Source organism: Pararhodobacter zhoushanensis (assembly GCF_025949695.1).
In the GTDB taxonomy this organism is placed as follows: Bacteria; Pseudomonadota; Alphaproteobacteria; order Rhodobacterales; family Rhodobacteraceae; genus Pararhodobacter; species Pararhodobacter zhoushanensis_A.
The window spans coordinates 4,383,657-4,402,057 of the sequence record NZ_JAPDFL010000001.1; the positions used below are offsets into that span (position 1 = coordinate 4,383,657).

The 18,401-nt window shown below is 65.8% G+C and carries 15 protein-coding genes and 1 pseudogene; 7 read left to right on the top strand and 9 right to left on the bottom strand.

Annotated features, from left to right (window positions below; all coding sequences use genetic code 11):
- Nucleotides 1–19: 19 nt before the first annotated feature.
- Nucleotides 20–1,311, top strand: a pseudogene (pncB, locus tag OKW52_RS21935) (nicotinate phosphoribosyltransferase).
- Between the two features lie 250 nt (nt 1,312–1,561).
- Here pncB and OKW52_RS21940 read toward each other — a convergent pair.
- Together OKW52_RS21940 and OKW52_RS21945 are read right to left on the bottom strand one after the other, a co-directional pair.
- Entirely contained in the window at nt 1,562–2,311 is a 750-nt protein-coding gene (locus OKW52_RS21940; protein WP_264507580.1) for an SDR family NAD(P)-dependent oxidoreductase, read from the bottom strand.
- Nucleotides 2,312–2,319: 8 nt separating this feature from the next.
- On the bottom strand, nt 2,320–3,288 hold the full coding sequence (locus tag OKW52_RS21945) for an agmatinase (RefSeq protein WP_264507581.1): 969 nt from the start codon (nt 3,286–3,288) through the stop codon (nt 2,320–2,322).
- A 110-nt stretch (nt 3,289–3,398) separates the two neighbouring features.
- Here OKW52_RS21945 and glpK point away from each other — a divergent pair, with 110 nt between their 5' ends.
- Nucleotides 3,399–4,877 (top strand): glycerol kinase GlpK, encoded by a 1,479-nt coding sequence (glpK, locus tag OKW52_RS21950; RefSeq protein WP_264507582.1) that lies wholly within the window; start codon nt 3,399–3,401, stop codon nt 4,875–4,877.
- Nucleotides 4,878–4,893: 16 nt separating this feature from the next.
- Here the strand turns inward: glpK and OKW52_RS21955 are convergent, their stop codons facing one another.
- Entirely contained in the window at nt 4,894–5,322 is a 429-nt protein-coding gene (locus tag OKW52_RS21955; RefSeq protein WP_264507583.1) for a hypothetical protein, read from the bottom strand.
- 14 nt (nt 5,323–5,336) lie between these two features.
- A complete protein-coding gene (gene nudC / locus OKW52_RS21960; RefSeq protein ID WP_406622295.1) occupies nt 5,337–6,323 on the bottom strand; it encodes an NAD(+) diphosphatase in 987 nt (328 codons plus the stop codon).
- A gap of 249 nt (nt 6,324–6,572) precedes the next feature.
- On the opposite strand from nudC, the gene OKW52_RS21965 reads away from it, so the two are divergent.
- From OKW52_RS21965 to OKW52_RS23345, 5 genes are all read left to right on the top strand, one after another.
- Nucleotides 6,573–8,285 carry a bifunctional 2',3'-cyclic-nucleotide 2'-phosphodiesterase/3'-nucleotidase gene (locus OKW52_RS21965; protein WP_264507585.1) on the top strand — a complete coding sequence of 571 codons (1,713 nt, stop codon included), beginning with the start codon at nt 6,573–6,575 and terminating at the stop codon, nt 8,283–8,285.
- Nucleotides 8,282–8,509, top strand: coding sequence for a hypothetical protein (locus OKW52_RS21970; RefSeq protein WP_264507586.1), 228 nt, complete (start codon nt 8,282–8,284; stop codon nt 8,507–8,509). The genes OKW52_RS21965 and OKW52_RS21970 overlap by 4 nt, the downstream gene beginning before the upstream one ends.
- 169 nt (nt 8,510–8,678) lie before the next feature.
- Entirely contained in the window at nt 8,679–9,638 is a 960-nt protein-coding gene (locus OKW52_RS21975) for an alpha/beta hydrolase family protein (protein ID WP_264507587.1), read from the top strand.
- 86 nt (nt 9,639–9,724) lie between these two features.
- Complete coding sequence (rpiB, locus tag OKW52_RS21980; protein WP_264507588.1) at nt 9,725–10,174, top strand: ribose 5-phosphate isomerase B; 450 nt, start codon at nt 9,725–9,727, stop codon at nt 10,172–10,174.
- Between the two features lie 776 nt (nt 10,175–10,950).
- Entirely contained in the window at nt 10,951–11,232 is a 282-nt protein-coding gene (locus tag OKW52_RS23345; RefSeq protein ID WP_406622310.1) for an abortive infection family protein, read from the top strand.
- 106 nt (nt 11,233–11,338) lie between these two features.
- Here OKW52_RS23345 and OKW52_RS21985 read toward each other — a convergent pair whose 3' ends face one another.
- The 5 genes from OKW52_RS21985 to OKW52_RS22005 all read right to left on the bottom strand — a co-directional run bounded on the left by OKW52_RS21985 (nt 11,339) and on the right by OKW52_RS22005 (nt 18,347).
- Complete coding sequence (locus OKW52_RS21985; RefSeq protein ID WP_264507589.1) at nt 11,339–13,840, bottom strand: GcvT family protein; 2,502 nt, start codon at nt 13,838–13,840, stop codon at nt 11,339–11,341.
- Between the two features lie 98 nt (nt 13,841–13,938).
- Nucleotides 13,939–14,475, bottom strand: a complete 537-nt coding sequence (locus OKW52_RS21990) for a TRAP transporter small permease (protein ID WP_264507590.1) — start codon at nt 14,473–14,475, stop codon at nt 13,939–13,941.
- 61 nt (nt 14,476–14,536) lie between these two features.
- Complete coding sequence (locus tag OKW52_RS21995) at nt 14,537–15,511, bottom strand: TRAP transporter substrate-binding protein (RefSeq protein WP_264507591.1); 975 nt, start codon at nt 15,509–15,511, stop codon at nt 14,537–14,539.
- A gap of 18 nt (nt 15,512–15,529) precedes the next feature.
- Nucleotides 15,530–16,813 carry a TRAP transporter large permease gene (locus tag OKW52_RS22000; protein WP_264507592.1) on the bottom strand — a complete coding sequence of 428 codons (1,284 nt, stop codon included), beginning with the start codon at nt 16,811–16,813 and terminating at the stop codon, nt 15,530–15,532.
- Between the two features lie 10 nt (nt 16,814–16,823).
- Nucleotides 16,824–18,347 carry an amidase gene (locus tag OKW52_RS22005; protein WP_264507593.1) on the bottom strand — a complete coding sequence of 508 codons (1,524 nt, stop codon included), beginning with the start codon at nt 18,345–18,347 and terminating at the stop codon, nt 16,824–16,826.
- Nucleotides 18,348–18,401: the final 54 nt, after the last annotated feature.

Consider the following 18,401-nt stretch of genomic DNA (forward strand, 5'->3'; position numbering starts at 1 on the left):
GTGCGGCAGGAGGGCCGAGATGGTCGATATCGCAACCCGCGTCCATAATCACAACTGGAAGATCGATCCGATCGTCCGGTCGCTGATCGACACAGACTTTTACAAGCTTCTGATGTGCCAGTCGATCTTTCGCAACCAGCCCGAGACGCGCGTCACCTTCAGCCTGATCAACCGTTCGAAAGACGTGCGGCTGGCCGACCTGATCGACGAAAGCGAATTGCGTGAGCAACTCGACCACGTGCGCTCGCTCTCGCTGACGCGGGGGAAAGCACATGGCTGCGCGGGAACACCTTCTATGGCAAGCGGCAGATGTTCCGTTCCGATTTCATGGAATGGTTCGAGGCGCTGCGCCTGCCACCCTACCAGCTGGAAAAACGTGACGGTCAGTACGAGCTGACGTTCGAGGGCGCCTGGCCGGAAGTCATGCTCTGGGAGATCCCGGCGCTGGCGATCCTGATGGAGCTGCGCTCGCGCGCGGTGCTCAAGAGCATGGGCAAGTTCGAGCTGGAAGTGCTCTATGCCCGCGCGATGAGCCGGGTCTGGGAGAAAGTCGAACGCCTGCGCGCCATTCCGGGGCTGAAACTGGCCGATTTCGGCACACGGCGGCGGCATTCGCACCTGTGGCAGGACTGGTGCGTACAGGCGATGATGGAAGGCCTGGGCGATGCCTTCACCGGCACCTCGAACTGCAAGATCGCCATGCGCCGCGAGATCGAAGCGATCGGTACCAACGCGCATGAATTGCCGATGGTCTATGCCGCCCTCGCCGACAGCGACGCCGAACTGGCGCAGGCACCCTACAAGGTGCTGGCTGACTGGCACGAGGAACACGATGGCAACCTGCGCATCATCCTGCCCGACACCTATGGCACCGCAGGCTTCCTCAAACACGCCCCCGACTGGCTGGCGGGCTGGACCGGGATGCGCATCGATTCCGGCGATCCCGCCGAGGGGGCCGAGGGGGCAATTCGCTGGTGGAAAGAACGGGGCGAAGACCCGCTGAACAAGTTGGTGATCTTTTCGGACGGGCTGGATGTGGACAAGATCGAAGCCCTGCACAGGCAGTTTGCAGGCCGGGTGAAAGTGTCCTTCGGCTGGGGTACGCTGCTGACCAATGACTTCCGCGGTCTTGTTGCCGACGACGCCCTCGCGCCTTTCTCGCTGGTCTGCAAGGCGATCTCGGCGGACGGAAGGCCAACGGTAAAGCTGTCGGATAACCCCAACAAAGCCATGGGCCCGGCGGACGAGATCGCGCGCTACAAGCGTGTGTTCGAACTGGGCGCGCAGCAGGCGCTGGACGTCATCGTGTGACACGCCGTGTCGGGGGGCTGCCGCCCCCGAACCCCCTGCCCAAAGGGGTGAGCACGCTCCCCCTTTGGAAACCCCCCGTGGATATTTTCAGACAGAAAATAAAACAGGGTTAACGAAACCTTATCATCTGTCCTTAAATATCCTGGGGGGTGAATTGGCCGTCAGGCCAAGAGGGGGGCAAGGCCCCCCTGCCCGGTCGCCCGAGGGCGCGGCGGCGGCAGCCGACAGGGGGCGAGGGCGAAACCCCGCCCTAGCTGCGCAGCGCCGGCAGCCCCACACCCGTGCTCTCGAACCCGCCGTCTGCCGCGACGATCTGGCCGGTCACGTAGCTCGCCTTGTCCGAGCACAGGAACACGATCACCTCGGCGATCTCGCGTTCGGTGCCGTAGCGGTTGAGCGGGATCGCGTCGTGATAGGCGTCGATGATCTCCTGGCTATGCACCGCCATCGCCAGCTTGGTGCGCACCGGCCCCGGGCAGACGCAGTTGCAGCGGATGCCGTATTCCCCCAGTTCCGCCGCCTGCTGCTTCGTCAGCTGGATCACCGCCGCCTTGGATGTGCCATAGGCCACCCGCAGCGTCGACGCCCGCAATCCGCTGATCGAGGCGATGTTCACAATCGCGCCCTTGGTTTCTTTCAGCGCCGGGATGGTTTCCTGCGACATCAGGAACACGCCGTCCAGATTGGTGCTCATCACCCGCCGCCAGCGATCAAAGGTGGTTTCCTCGATCGGGCCGAAATCCGCCACGCCCGCGTTGTTCACCAGCGCGTCGATCCGTCCGAAGCGTTTTTGCACCTGCGCGACGGTGGCCGCCACCTCGTCAGGGATCGAGACGTCGCAGGCGAAGTGCTCGGCCTTCTCCAGATCAGCCGCGCTGCTGTCGAGTTCGGGCAGGTCGCGGTCGATCATGGCGACCTGCCAGCCCGCTTCCAGAAACAGTTTCGTCGTGGCCAGACCGATGCCGCGCGCGGCGCCGGTGACGAGGGCGGTTTTCAGCATACCAACTCCTATTGATGCGCCGTCACGATGGCGCAGAGCATTTCGAACATCAAGGACACGCCCAGAAAGGCCGTGCCCCCGGCAGGGTCAAACGGCGGCGAGACCTCGACCAGATCCGCGCCAACGATCTTCACCCCGCGCAGCAACCGCGCGCATTCCAGCGCCTGCCACGAGGTCGGGCCGCCGACCTCGGGCGTGCCGGTGCCCGGCGCATAGGCGGGGTCGACGAAGTCAATGTCATAGCTGACGTATGTGTCACCCGTACCGACGATGTTGCGGGCCTCGGCCATCACATCCTCGACCCCGCGCCGGTGGAAATCCTCGATCGGGATCACCCGGATGCCGACCGCCTTGGCGAAATCACGGTCCTCACTGTCATAGGCCGTGCCGCGAATGCCGATCATGCAGACGCGGTGCGGGTCCAGCAGCCCCTCTTCCACCGCGCGGCGGAACGGGGTGCCATGGGTGTACATCTGGCCACCGAAATAGCTGTGGAACAGGTCGGTGTGGCTGTCGAAATGGATCATCCCGAGCCTGTTTTCGGGCGGGCACTCGGCCGCCAGGGCGCGCAGGATCGGCAGGGTGCACAGATGGTCGCCCCCGGCGGTCAGCGGGATGATCCCGGCCCCCCGCACCCGGGTGTAGAACGCGGTCATCCGGCGCAGGCTGTCTTGCACATCGGCCGGGTTGGGCGCGACATCGCCCAGATCGGCGCAGTTCATTGCCTCGAAGGGCCGCACCCCGGTGATGCCGTGCTGCGCGCGGATCATCGTCGAGGCATCGCGCAACTGCCGCGGCCCATGGCGCGGGCCGGGCCGGTTGGTCGTGCCGCCATCCCAGGGCGCACCGATCAGCCCGACCTGCACCTCGGCCAGACGCGGGTCGTCCAGCCCGATATGCGGCAGGCGCATGAAGGTGGCGATCCCGGCATAGCGCGGCAGCACAAAGCCGGAGGCGGGTTGAAAATCACTGCTCATCGGGGCCTCACCTGTGACGTGTCGTCAGCAAAGCAGAAGCCTCTTCGCCTGTCACCCTCTGTTGACGGCACCCGCCCTGCGGTTAGTCTTGGGCGCAAAGGGAGCATAGCATGCGCATTCTGGCCATCGATCAGGGCACGACATCAAGCCGTGCCATCGTCTTTGACGCGGATCTGACCGTGCAGGCCGTGGCGCAGCAGGAATTTCCCCAGCATTTCCCGGCCTCGGGCTGGGTCGAGCATGATGCCGAGGATCTGTGGCGCACCACCGTGGACACCGTCACCGAGGCGCTGGCCAAGGCCGGACCGGTCGCCGCCATCGGCATTACCAACCAGCGCGAGACGGTGGTGATCTGGGACCGCGCCACCGGCGAGCCGATCCACCGGGCGATTGTCTGGCAGGACCGGCGTACGGCGGATATCTGCGCCAGTCTGAAAGCCGCCGGGCATGAGGCGGAGGTGACAGAGCGTTCCGGCCTGCTGCTGGACCCGTATTTCAGCGCGACCAAGGCGGGGTGGCTGCTGGACAACGTCGACGGCGCGCGGGCGCGGGCGGAACGGGGCGAGCTGGCGCTGGGGACGGTGGACAGTTTTCTGATCTGGCGGCTGACCGGCGGCACGGTCCACGCGACCGATGCCACGAATGCCGCGCGCACGATGCTGTACAACATCGGCACCGGCAAATGGGACGACGAACTCTGCCGCCTGTTCAACGTCCCCATGGCGCTGCTGCCCGAGGTGCGCGATTGCAACGCTGCGTTCGGAGAGACCACGCTCTTTGGCGCGCCCATCCCGATTCTGGGCGTCGCGGGCGACCAGCAGGCCGCGACCATCGGGCAGGCGTGTTTCCAGCCCGGGATGATGAAATCGACCTATGGCACCGGCTGCTTTGCGCTGCTCAACACGGGCGAGACCATGGTGCCCTCGCAAAACCGGCTGCTGACAACGGTGGCGTATCAGCTGAACGGCAAGGTCACCTATGCGCTGGAGGGCTCGATCTTTGTCGCGGGGGCGGTCGTGCAATGGCTGCGCGACGGGTTGGGGATCATCGAGCGGGCCGACCAGACGCAGGCGCTGGCCGAATCCGCTGACCCCGCGCAACAGGTGATCATCGTCCCCGCCTTCACCGGCCTTGGCGCGCCCTATTGGCGGCCCGAGTCGCGCGGCGCGGTGTTCGGTCTGACCCGCAACTCTGGCCCGGCGGAACTGGCCAAGGCGGCGCTGGAAAGCGTCAGTTTCCAGACCCGCGATCTGGCCGAGGCAATGCGCGCCGACTGGGCGGCCAGCGGCGAGACAGCGACGCTGGGAACGCTGCGGGTGGACGGCGGGATGAGTGCGTCGGACTACGCGATGCAGGCACTGGCCGATGTGCTGGCCGCGCCGGTGGACCGGCCGACGGTGCTGGAAACCACGGCGCTGGGGGTGGCATGGCTGGCCGGGCATCAGGCGGGCATCCTGCCCGACGCCAAGGGATTTGCCGAAAGCTGGGCGCTGGAACGCCGGTTCGAGCCGGTGATCGACGAAGACCGGCGCGCTGCCCGTTACGCGGCGTGGCAACGCGCGGTGCAGGCGACCATCGCGGCGGGATAATCCCGCCGCAGCGGGGTCAGGGGCGGCCCATGTTGAAGATCAGCCGCGTCAGGCGCTCTTCGGCCTTGCCGCGCACCAGCCGCATGGATTGCAGCGCCAGCTTGGCCATGATCGTGCGCGCGCTGACCACCCCCTTGCCGATCACCCGGCAGCCGCCATCGGGCAGGTCGTAGAAATCCATCGTGATCTGCGCATCGGCCAGATCCGAGGTGAACTGCATCACCATGGTTTCCGCCGCCGCCGTTTCCACCAGCCCGGCTGCAAAGCGCCGCGGTTCCTCGCGCCACTGGACCGAGCAGGCCCAGGTCGCGCTCGGCGGCTCGCTGGTGCGCTCGGTCTCGATCTTCATATCGCGCATCACCGACTCGAAGCGGGCGGGATCGCGGAATTTCTCCAAGACCTGAGCGCGCGGGCGCTTGAAATCCTTGGTGGCGTCAATGTCCAAAGCGGTGCTCCTTGTCAGTCTTCAGCGTCGGTCTGCGGCGCGAAGCCGATCTCTTGGGCCAGCCAGCGGGCCATCAGCTCTTGCGCGATGGCACCCTTGCGCGGGCGGCGAATGCGCGGGTGCTCGCCTGCCATCACGTGCGCCAGCTCGGCACGGGTGATCCACAGCGCGTCTTCCAGCTCGTGATCCAGCGTGATGTCTTTGCTCACCGCCTCGGCCACGAAGCCCAGCATCAGATTGCTGGGCCAGGGCCAGGGCTGCGAGGCGACATAGGACACCCGCGTGACACGGACGCTGGTTTCCTCGAACACCTCACGGCGCACGGCGGCTTCCAGCGATTCACCGGGTTCCACGAACCCTGCGAGCGTCGAATACATCCCCTCGGGCCAGCCCGGAGAGCGGCCCAACAGCACCGTATCGCCGTGCTGCACCAGCATGATAACCGCCGGATCGGTCCGTGGGAAATGCACCCCGCGGCAGGCCGGGCAGATGCGCTGCCAGCCCCCCTGCGCCGCGTCGCTGGGTTGACCACAAGACGAACAGAACCGATGCGAGCGGTGCCAGTTCAGCAAACCGCGCGCGGTCGCGGCCATGGCCGCGTCGACGGGGTCCAGCCGCGCCATCAGCCCGCGCAGATCGGCATAGCGGTGATCCTCGGGCAAGTCGGGATGGCCGTATTCGGTGGCGTCGAAAAAGCCGGACATCGCGGCCTCGTCCAGACCGGCGGGCACCCAGGACGACACATCGGCCACGAAACGCGCGTGGCCCTGATGGGTGCCCAGAAAGATCAGATCGGCCCCGGCATCGTCCAGCACAACGTGACCCGGGGCCAGCCAGACGGCTGTCGCCTCGGCCTCGCCCGAAATCAGCGGTCGGCCACGCCAGACCGGCAGGATCCGCGTCGCCGAATCACCAAGCAGCGCGCTCAAACGATCGGCGTCCCCGCGCAGTTCTGCCTGGCGATCGTCCCATTCTGCGGCAAAGACTATGTTTCGCGGCACGCTAACCCCCTAAATTACACGTCGTTTAGGGTATTTTCCGTAGCTTGGGAACACCGCTGCTTTGCAGCATTCAGTTTACGTGTTGTCTTGCAACTATGAGCTGTGGATACTTGCCTTCGACAGGTCGGTCTTTTGCCTAATTTGTGCCACTGAGTGCCATCATTAACCAAGGCGTGTCCCTCGCGCCTGGTCATCGCCGGAACTGCGTGCGCGTTTGGGACTGAAACAGTGATCGTCAGAGGCAACAGGTTGCTCAACACCCTCTCCTTCAGCGGATTAGCCGCCGGGCAGCGCGCCGTCCACCTCAGGGTGATCGAGACGACGGACCTGCACCTGCATCTTCTCCCCTACGATTACTACGCTGACCGCCCTTCGGCCGGGGTGGGCCTGTCCGAAGCCGCCCGCCTGATCGACGAAGCCCGCACCGAGGCCGGCAATTCGGTGGTGTTCGACAACGGCGATTTCCTGCAGGGCACCCCGATGGGCGATTACGTCGCGCATCAGACCGGATTGCGCGACGGTGACGTGCACCCGATCATGGCGGCGATGAACGCGGTCGGCTATGACGCGATCACGCTGGGCAACCACGAATTCAACTATGGCCTCGATTTTCTGATGGCCACGCTGGACGGCGCGAACTTCCCCGTCGTCTCGGCCAATCTGGCGGTCGGTCTGGGGTCTGAGCCGCGCAAGGACACAACGCTGGTCAAACCCTATGTCCTGCTGGACCGCAGGCTCAAGGATCAGACCGGGTTCGAGCATCCGATCCGCATCGGCGTGGTGGGCTTTGCGCCGCCGCAGGTGATGGACTGGGACAATCACGCGCTGGATGGGCGCCTGCACGCCCGCGACATCGTCGAAGCCGCCCGCGCCTGGGTGCCCGAAATGCGCGAGGCCGGGGCCGATCTGGTCATCGCCCTGGCCCATACCGGCATCGGCAGCGCGCGCTATTCGCATGGGATGGAGAATGCCGCCATCCCGCTTGCCCGTGTCCCCGGGATCGATGCGCTGCTGACCGGCCACAGCCATCTGCTGTTCCCCTCGCCCGTGTTCGGCTCGCTGCCCGATGTCGATATCGCCACCGGCACCATCGCCGGGAAACCCGCCGTGATGGCCGGATGCTGGGGCGCGCATATCGGTGTCATCGACATGTTGCTGGTCCACGAAGCGGGCGAATGGCAGGTTCTGGGCACACGGTCCGAAGTCCGCGCCCTGCCGACCGCACAGGAGATCGCGCACGCCGACCCCGCCGCCCCTCGCGATAACGGTCCCAGCGAACGCGTGGTCGAGGCCGTCGCGCAGGCCCATGCCGATACGCTGACCAGCATCCGCCGCCCGGTCGGCACCTCGTCCGAGGCGCTGCATTCCTACTTCACCCATCTGGGCGTCACCGCCTCGCTGCAGGTCGTGGCCGAGGCACAGCGCGATTACGTGCGCGCCCGCATCACCGATCCCGATCTGGTGGATCTGCCGATCCTGTCCGCCGTGGCCCCGTTCAAATCGGGCGGTCGCGGTGGCCCTGCTGGCTATACCGACGTGCCCGCCGGTCCCGTCGCCCTGCGCCACATCGCCGATCTCTACCCCTTTCCCAACGCGATTGCCGCGCTGTGCCTGACCGGGGCCGAGGTCATCGAATGGCTGGAACGCTCGGCGGCGGCTTTCAACCGGATCCGCCCCGGCTCGACCGGAACACCGCTGCGCAACGGCGATGTGCCGGGCTATAATTTCGAGGTCATCGACCCGCTCGACGTGATCTATGATCTGTCGCAACCCGCGCGCTATGATGTCGCCGGGGTGATGATCCATGAACAGGCGCACCGGGTGATTTCGGTGATGCTGGACGGTGAACCGCTGGACCCGCAAGGCCGCTATCTGCTGTGCACCAACAGCTACCGTGCCGGGGGGCGGGTAAATTCGCCGGGGCCAAGGCAAGCAATCTGGTGCTGTCAGACGAAAGCGTGACCCGCGATATCCTGCACCGCCATGTCCGCGAACATGGCTCGCTGCGGCGCCCCGATCACGGCAGCCTGCGCTTCAAGGCGATGCCGAACACCAGCGTGATCTTCGAAACCGGCCCCGCCGCGATGGCGCATATGGACGAGATCGAGGGCTTCCACCCCGAGCAGCGCGGGCTGACGCCGCATGGCTTCCTGCGGCTCAAGCTGGATTTGTCGGACGGGGCCTGACGCGGGATGTCCCACGATGGGACAGCCGCTTGCCGCGAATGCCATCAATGACTTACGGTGACGCGTTAAGCTTTCGTCAAGCGTTCGACGCCCCAGACCGAGTGCAAGCCGCGCGCAGCGCCCCCTGCAAGCCGTTGGCCGACTTGACGCGAACCGGAGTCAGCCCGTCGTGAACTTCGCCCTCCTCCTGTCGCTCTTTGCCCTGAGCGCCTCGGCCGCCTGTGCCGATCAGGCGACGGGTGTGACCACAGTCGTTGACCGTCACGCGGACAGGCCTTTGACCATGACACTCTGGTATCCCGGCACTGGCGGCATGGCCGAAGACGTCGGCGGCAACGCGGTCTTCACCGGCGTCACCGGTGCGCGGGACGCTGCGGTGGCGATGGAGAGCCTGCCGGTGGTGCTGGTCTCGCACGGCGGCTTGCGCTCGGCAGCGGACTCCGGCGCGTGGCTCTCGGCCGGACTGGCGCGGGCGGGCTATCTGGCCGTCGAAATCAACGCCCCGCGCGCACCCTCGGCGGTGCAGGGCGTCAACGAGATCTGGCAGCGCCCCGCCGATATGACCCGCGCGCTGGACGCCCTGACCCGCGATCCCGAATGGTCGGCGCGGATTGATCCGGCCCGCATCGCCACGGTCGGCTTCGCGCTTGGCGGCACGGCAGCGCTGGCGCTGGCCGGGGGCAGGGTCGACCCCGAAGCGTACCGGCAATCCTGCACGCCGCCGCAATCCGGGCCGGACTGCGGCTGGTTCGCGGCGCAGGGGGTCGCGCTGGCCTCGGTTGACGGCCCGGCGCTGGCAAGCCCGCGCCGCGATCCGCGCATCGGGTCGGTGGTAGCACTTGCGCCTGAACTGGTCGGTGTGTTCGCGGACGCGCTGAGCACGGTCGCGGTGCCGTCGCTGATCCTGTCGCTGGGCGACGCACAAAGCGGAACGGGCGCGGTCCCGCAGGTCACGCTGGCGGCGACGGTGTTCGACGGGTTCGCGACCTGCACGCCCGCCGGTCCCGCGATCCTGCGCGAGGAAGGTGGCGATCCGGCGCTCTGCGGCGGCTCTCCTTCCGCGCGCGACGCGGCGCATGCGGCGATCCTTGCCGCGGTTCTGCGCTTCCTGCAGGCCGCCGGGCAGTGAGCCCGCGACGGCGGGAATATTGACGCGACGCAGAGAACCTGTTCCAAGGCGGCGACTTCCTTCCCTCAGCAAAACAGGGCGCCGCCATGACCACCACCACCCGTATCGTCCTGTCCAGCGATCACGCGGCCATCGCGCTGCGCCGGATCATCGCCGCGCATATCACCACGCTGGGCTGGGAGGCCGTCGACATCGGCCCGACCACGGCTGAGAGCACGCCCTACCCTGAGCGCGGCGAAGAGGCGGCGCGGCTGGTGGCCTCGGGCGATTGCCGGTTCGGCATCATCCTGTGCGGCACCGGGCAGGGCATCATGATGGCGGCGAACAAGGTGACCGGCATCCGCTGCGGGGTCTGCGCCGAGCCGTTCTCGGCCCGCATGATCCGCCAGCACAACAACGCCAACATGCTGTCCATCGGCGCGCGGGTGGTGGGGGAGAGCCTCGCGCTGGACATCGTCGAGGCGTTCCTGAGCGCCGAGTTCGAGGGCGGCCGGCACGCGACGCGGGTGGCGATGATCGAGGCGTTGGAGGGGTAAGCAGCCTTCGGGTTTCAGCACGGATCAACCGGAAAAGGGTCGCGCCACGCGGCCCTTTTTGCGTTTCGGGAGGGGGATGTCCCATGATGGGACATTTTGTGAGGTGAGGGGAATCAAGGGGTTAGGGGGAGTGTTAGGGATTTGGTAGGGGTTTTGGTTGGTGGGGGGAGAGAGTCGGGGTGAACCCCGACCTACGGATGCTGATTGAGTTAATTGTAAATTCGCTAGATGATATGAAAAATCATCGTAGTAGCTAAGGCAACCTCATGTTTAGTGACGCATCCACCCCGATAGAAGTCCCAGATGATTTATTTGAGTGCGCGCTGCATCTGAAAGGTAACGTACTCGCCCTTACGACTGAGGGAGGCTCCGAGTCGGATTATAGGATTGCACGAACGAGATTAGTGGAAGATCCTGCGAGCAAGCGATTACTCCCTGATTTCGTACGGTTATCGCGAGATGCCCCTTCATTGCGGGCAAACCTTTCAAGCGTTGCTAGTGGATCCGGTTCATGGGCATTGCGTCGCGCACACGTAATTGAAAAATTTGCACCGCTACTAGACTTCTTAGAAACGGGCGGTAGCGCTGCAGATTTAACCATCACTGAGGGCCTTACTGGCTATGATGCCCCCGCAGTTCAAGCGTTCTGGGCGAAAGCACTGGACCGCCGAGCATCCGACCCAGAAGGTGCGGTAACTGCTGCCAGCACTCTCCTAGAGGAAGTTTGCAAACACATAATTGAAGACAGCGGCGATGAATGGTCCGCAAATTGGAATATGCCTAAACTCTACGCTGAAGCCGCTACGAAATTGAATTTAGCCCCATCTCAACATCAAGGAGACGTGTTCAAGACAATCCTTGGGAATTGCCAGAGCATTGTTCAGAGTGTCGGGTCACTTCGTAACAAAGGCGGCGACGCTCACGCTGGAGGGCGAGCGCGTGTCCCATTCAAACCCCGACACGCAGCTTTAACCGTAAACCTTGCAGGCTCAATGGCTTTGTTTTTGATTGAGACGTGGCAGGCCAGATCCGAAGAAGCGCGTCTTAGCGAATCGTAACTCAACATGTTGGATTCTCGGGCGACTCACTTGCTCTTGCCGCAAACAAAAAGAGCCGCTCTCGCGGCCCCTTCCCTGTCCCACAACGGTGCGTTGAAAACGCACCCTACGCGTCTTTGCGGATGGCGGTGTTGGTGGGGTCGTAGGGGCTGTCCTCGACCACCACGGCGTCCCATTCCTGCAGCAGGATCTTGACCTTGAGCCTTGTGCCGACCGCCGCCAGATCGGGGCGGACATAGCCCATGCCGATCTGCTTGCCGAAGGCGACGGAATACCCGCCCGAGGTCAGGCGGCCGATCTTTTCGCCGTCCAGCAGCAGCGCCTCTTTCCCCCACGGGTCGGTGTCGGACGGGCCGTCGATCAGCAGCGTGACGCATTTCGAGCGGATGCCGGTGTCCAGCATCGCCTGCTTGCCCCGGAACTCTTTGGAAAGGTCGATGAAGCGGTCGAGACCGGCTTCCATCGGCGTGGCGTCGCGGCCCAGTTCGGTGCCGAAAGCGCGGTAGGATTTTTCCTGACGCAGCCAGTTCTGTGCCCGCGCGCCGACGGGTTTCAGCCCGTGTTTCGCCCCGGCCTGCATCAAGAGATCCCACAGGTAGCGGCCGAATTCGATGGGGTAATGCAGCTCCCAGCCCAGCTCGCCGGTATAGGCGACGCGGATGGCGCGGACCGGGCACATGCCCAGCTCGATGTCGCGCATACTCAGCCAGGGGAAGCGCTTGTTGGACAGGACCGTGTCGGGGTTGGCGTCCTTGACGATCTCTTGCAGGATGGCGCGGGCATTGGGACCGGCCAGCGCGTAGACGCCCCATTGCGTGGTCACATCGTGGCAATCGACGTAATCACCGCCGGCTTTGCGGAAATCTTCAATCTTTTTCGTCAGGTAGTCGCCGTCATACGCGCTCCAGGCACCGGCCGAGATCAGGTAGTATTCGTCCTGCTTGAGCCGGACGATGGTGTATTCGGTGCGCGTGGTGCCGGTTTCGGTCAGCGCGTAGGTCAGGTTGATGCGGCCCACTTTGGGCAGGGCGTTGGTGGTGAAGTGGTCGAGGAAGGCCGTGGCCCCCGGCCCGCGCACGAGGTGCTTGGTGAAGGCGGCGGCGTCGAGGATGCCGCAGGTTTCGCGCACCGCCTTGGCCTCGGCTTGCGCGTATTCCCACCACGCGCCCCGGCGGAAGCTGCGGCTGTTGTGGTCGAAATCGGCGGGCGCACCGATGGGGCCGTAATAGTTTGGGCGTTCCCAGCCGTTCACCTGCCCCATCTGCGCGCCAAGGGCGAGCTGGCGGTCATAGGCGGGGGCGGTGCGCAGCGGGCGGGCGGCTTCGCGTTCCTCATCGGGGTGGTGCAGGATGAAGACATGCTCGTAGCATTCCTCATTCTTGCGGGCGGCGTATTCGGTGGTCATCCACGAGCCGTAGCGTTTGGGGTCGAGGGAGGCCATGTCGATCTCGGCCTCGCCTTGGGTCATCAGTTGGGCGAGGTAGTGGCCGGTGCCACCGGCGGCGGTGATGCCGAACGAGAAACCCTCGGCCAGCCACATGTTGCGCAGGCCGGGCGCGGGGCCGACGAGGGGGTTGCCGTCAGGGGTGTAGCAGATCGGGCCGTTGAAATCGTCTTTCAGGCCCACGGTTTCCGAGGTCGGAAGGCGGTGGATCATGGACATGTATTCTTCCTCGATCCGCTCGAGGTCGAGCTGGAACAGGTCGGCGCGGAAGCTGTCGGGCACATCATAAAGGAAACGGGCGGGGGCGTTACGCTCGTACGGCCCAAGGATCCAGCCGCCGCGTTCTTCGCGCACGTACCATTTGGCATCGGCGTCGCGCAGCACGGGGTGCTCGGGGTTGCCCGCCGCGCGCCAGGCTTGCAGGGCGGGGTCGGGTTCGGTGACGATATACTGGTGCTCGACCGGGATGGCGGGGATCTTGATGCCGAGCAGGCGCGCGGTGCGTTGGGCGTGGTTGCCGGTGGCGGTGACGACATGCTCGGCGTGGATCTCGAATTTTTCGTCGGACGGGATCAGCATGCCGCCTTTGTCGAGCATGCGCGTGCACGACACGATCCATTCGTCGCCGGTCCAGAAATAGCTGTCGACCTGCACCTTGCGCTCGATCCGCGCGCCGTGCTGGCGGGCACCCTTGGCCATGGCCTGCGTCACGTCGGCGGGGTTGATGTAGCCGTCCTGCGGGTGGAACAGCGCGCCTTTGAGGTCTTCGGTCCTGACCAGCGGCCAGCGGTCCTTGATCTGCGCAGGCGTCAGAAATTCGTGGTAGACCCCGGCGGTTTCGGCGACCGAGGAGTAGAGCATATACTCATCCATCCGCGCATCGGTCTGCGCCATGCGCAGGTTGCCGACGACGGCGAAACCGGCGTTCAGACCGGTTTCCGCCTCGAGCGATTTGTAGAAATCGACGCTGTATTTGTGGATGTGGGTGGTGGCGTAGCTCATGTTGAAGAGCGGCAGCAGACCGGCGGCGTGCCAGGTCGAGCCCGAGGTCAGCTCGTCACGCTCGACCAGCAGCGTGTCCCAGCCTGCCTTGGCCAGATGATAGGCAATCCCGGTGCCCACCGCACCACCGCCGACGACAAGGGCTTTCACATGGGTTTTCATCGCACCGGGCTCCGATTGCTGGTTTGGCTCCGGTTTCGCAGGTAATCACGCCGCGCGGTGAAATGCACCCGACCAGTCGAGGCGCGAAAACGACGCGCTCAGTCAAGCGCGGCGGTGAGTTCGGTCTGGTCGTGGCGGCTGTGACCTTCGGCCCAGCGGGCGGCGAGGTGGATCAGGATGATGATGAACGACACCGGCACGACGACCGAGATCCAGACCATCGGAATGCCCAGCGTGTCCATGGTGATCCCCGCCTGCCGCGCCAGATAGCTGCGCGCCATGCCTCCGCGCAGATCGAAGAAGCAGAAATAGAGCACCGGCAGGATAAAGGTCAGGATGGCAACGGTTTGCAGCGCGTCGGCCAGCAGGCCCAGCAGATGCGGGCGGCTGGGAAAGACGCTTTGCATCAGCACCGCGTCGCTGCGGGACTTGAACGACAGAGAGGCCCCCAGAAGACCGGTCCAGACCATCGCATAGCGCGCGACGTCTTCGGTCCAGACGGGCGGGGATGAGAAGACATAGCGGGCGATGACCTGAACCATCACCGCCACGAACATCAGCGCCACGGCAAAGATGGTGACGCGGCGGACGACGGCGTTGATGCCGTTGCTCAGACCCAGGATGAAACGGCGCATGGCAGGCCTCAGGTGTTCAAGACAGGGCGCGGCGGGCCGGGGGTGGCCCGCCGCGACAGGTTCAGCGCGTTTGCGCGGCCAGATCGACCCAGCGCGCCACATCCTCGGCGACCATCAGGTCAGACTGATAGGTGGTCGAGGACAGGTCGCGGAACACCGCGCGTTCCTCGGCTGACAGGCGCTGGACGGTGACGCCTGCGGCCTCAAGATCGGTGAGGGCAGTGTCGGTCATGCCCGCCAGCCACGCGCGGTTGGCAGCATTGCCCGCCTCGACCGCCGCATCGACGGCAGCGCGGTCGGCGTCGGACAGGTCAGAGTACCACGCCTGCGAGAACAGCACGGCGCGCAGCGGGATGATCACCCCGGCGTCCGAGAAGTTGCGCACAAAGTCGGTCTGGCCGAACATGATCGGCACGGTGGGCGAGTTCAGGTAACCGTCGATCACGCCGGTTTGCAGGCCGGTCGGCACCTCGCCCCACGGCACGATCGTGCCGCTGGAACCCCAGGCCTGATACATCGCGATCTGCGCGTCATCGAGGGCGCGCATGCGCAAGCCGCTCATGTCGGCGGGGCTGCGCACCGCCTGATCGGTGGTGATGATGCCCGACGACGGCCCCAGCGGCACCAGCGCGGCAAGGATCACTTCTTGCCCCGCGATGGACTCGTTGATCCGGGCGAACACGTCACCGGCGGCCAGCGCGCGGTCCATATGGGCGGCATCGTCAAAGATATAGGGCAGCCGGACGCCGTAGATGAACGGATCGACTTGCGCGACCGAGCGGACATCGGACAGCGAGACTTCCAGCAGGCCGGTGCTGATCTGGTCGAAGACCTCGGCCTCGGCCCCCACCGCGCCGCGCGGCAGTTCGCGCACGTCCATCCCGGCGGCGGTGAGCGAGGCTTCAAACGCGCTCACCCAGTTATACGAGCCCGAGGTGGCCAGATCCGGCGCGGTATCCAGCGCGATCTTCACCTCGGCCTGTGCTGCGGTGGCGGCTGCCAGCAGGGTGGCAAGGGTCAGTGTGGTCAGTTTCATGGTCGTTCCTCCCTAAGATCAGTTCACGGCGAAACCGGCGAAGCGCGGCAGCGCAAGGCTGATTTCCGGCCAATAGGCCAGCGCCAGCAGCAACAGGATCTGCACGGCGATAAACGGCAGCGCAGCCCGCGCCAGCCGCCAGTAGTTGAGGTCCGTCAGGGCTGCGACGACGACCAGACATTTGCCCAAAGGCGGCGTGATCAGGCCGATGCACAGGTTGAAGCACAGCACGATACCCAGATGGATCGGGTTGATCCCCTGCTCGACCGCCTGCGGGACAAAGAGCGGGATCAGCAGGGTCAGGGCCACCGGCGTGTCCATGAACATGCCCGCGACCAGAAAGATGGCGATCAGGAAAAACAGGTACTTGGTGCCGGTCAGGCCGATGCTGTCGACCCAGTCCGCCAAGGCCTCGGACCAGCCCAGTTGCCCGGCCAGATAGCCCAGAAGCGAGATCGCGGCGAGGATGATGAAGATCGTGCCGGTCAGGCGGGCGGTGGCTTCCAGCGCCTCGGCCACCATTTTGACGCTCAGGCCGTTGTAGAACAGGCCCGCCAGCAGCGCGAAGCAGACGGCGACGGCAGAGCCTTCGGTGGGCGTGGCAAGGCCGAACACCAGCGTGCCAAGGATGATCACCGGCAGCATCAGCGCCGGTGCCGCGCGGCGCAGAGCGGGCCAGAAGCGCGGCAGGCTGGGATCGCGGCCACCGGGGTGGTTGCGCAGATGCGCGATCAGGGTGTTGAGCGCCATCAACGATACGGCCAGCAGCAGGCCCGGCACGATCCCCGCCGAGAACAGCGCGCCGACCGACACGCCGGTCAGCCCGCCGTAGATGATCATGATGATCGAGGGCGGGATGATCGGGCCGATCATTGACGAAGCCGCCGTGATCGCTCCGGCGTAATAGCGGTCATACCCGCGCGCGACCATCTCGGGGACAAAGGTGCGCGACAGGGCGGCTGAGTCCGCGATGGCCGAGCCCGAGATCCCGGCAAAGAACACCGAGGTCAGGATGTTGACGTGGCCCAGCCCGCCCTTGAAACGGCCGACCATCGCCATGGCAAAGTCGATCAGGCTGCGGGTGACGCCCGCGCGGGTCATGATTTCCGCCGTCAGGATGAACAGCGGCATCGCCATGAAGGAAAACACGTCGAGCTGCGCGAAGATGCGTTGCGGCATGATCGACAGGTATTGCGCGCGGTCGGCAGCGAAAAAGGTCACCACCGACACCGCGCCCATCAGATAGGCAAAGGCGGTGCCGCTGATCAGCAGCACGACAAAGGCGAGGGGCGCGATCCACATCGGCGGGCTCCTAGACGGCGGTCGGCGCAGACAGCGCGGCGCTGGCGGCGTCGCTCTGCGGCGGATGGGTGACGATCGCGCGCAGATCGACGGTGGAGCGGGTGAGCGCGTCAAGGTCAGGGCGCGGGCGGGCGGTGTCCGGGTCGCGGGCCAGCAGCGCCTCGAGGCTGCGCGCGCAGGCCAGAAGGCCCGCGTCACCGCGCACCGGGCCGAGCAGTTGCAGGCCAAAGGGCATGCCCGCCGGGTCCAGCCCGCTGGGCAGGGTGATCGCCGGGCCGCCGGTCAGCGACCCGCGATAGGTCAGCGCCAGCCAGCGGTAGTAGATGTCCATGTCCTGCCCGTCGATCTGCGTGGCATGCGACTGCGTCCACGGGAAGGGCGAGACGGGCGCGGTGGGCAGCAGGATCGCATCCAGCCCGGCGATGCGGGCGTTGAACTGGCGCAGGATGCGGGTCTGCTCGGCATGCGCCCAGGCGCGGTCGGCAAGGCTAAAGCCCAGACCCAGCTGCACATTGGCGTGGATATGCGGGCCGAAATTGTCGGGATCGGTCTGGGTGGCGGTGCCAAAGGCGGCAACGAAGCTTTCGGCGCGCAGGATGTCGAAAGCGCGGTCCATGGCGCCGAGGGTCAGGTCCACCGGGCGCAGCTCGGCCACATCGGGCTTGAGCGCGGCGAGGCGGGCGCGGAAGGTGGCACGGATCTGCGGATCAACCGGCGCGCCGCCGAAATCCTCGCTATAGCCCAGCCGCAGGGTGCCGGGGTCGCGCGGGAGCAGGGCATCGAAGCGGGCGGGGTCCGACGGCGCGGACAAGGGATCGCCCGGATCGAAGCCGTGGCAGGCGCGCAGCATCAGCACCAGATCGTCCACGGTGCGCGCCATCGGCCCCAGCACCGAGATCGCCGACCAGCCCAGGGGCCGCGTCGGATGCGCGATCACATCGACCGAGGGGCGATAACCAACGATGCCACACAGCGCGGCGGGCAGGCGCAGCGAGCCGCCGGTGTCCGAGCCGGTGGCCAGCGGCACCAGATCCGCCGCCAGCGCCGCAGCCGAACCCCCCGACGAGCCGCCAACGATCAGCGCCGGGTTGAACGGGTTGCCGGTTGCGCCCCAGACCGGGTTGCGGGTGTTGCCGCCTGCGCCCAGCTCTGGCACGTTGGTCTTGGCCAGCACGATGGCCCCGGCAGCGCGCAGGCGGGCGACCATGGGCAGGTCCTGCACCGGAACATGGTTGCGCGAGCGCGGGTTGCCATAGGTGGTCAGCAGGCCCTTGGTTTCCTGCAAATCCTTGACGCCAATCGGCAAACCATCGAGCAACCCTTTCGGCTGACCCTTGGCCCAACGCTGGGTCGAGAGCGCCGCCTCGGCCCGTGCCGCGTCGATGTCGAAGGCGGTCAGCGCGTTGATAGCGGGATTGATCGCGGCGATATGCGCCAGCAGCGCGTCCAGCAGGGTGCTGGGCGTCAGGGTGCCCTGCGCGAATGCGGTGAGCATCTGGTGCGCCGTCAGCGCGGCGAGTGGATGTGCGGTCATTGGCCCTCTGACCGGATCGCCCGCGGGGCGGTCCGTGCCTTAATTTTCTCCCTC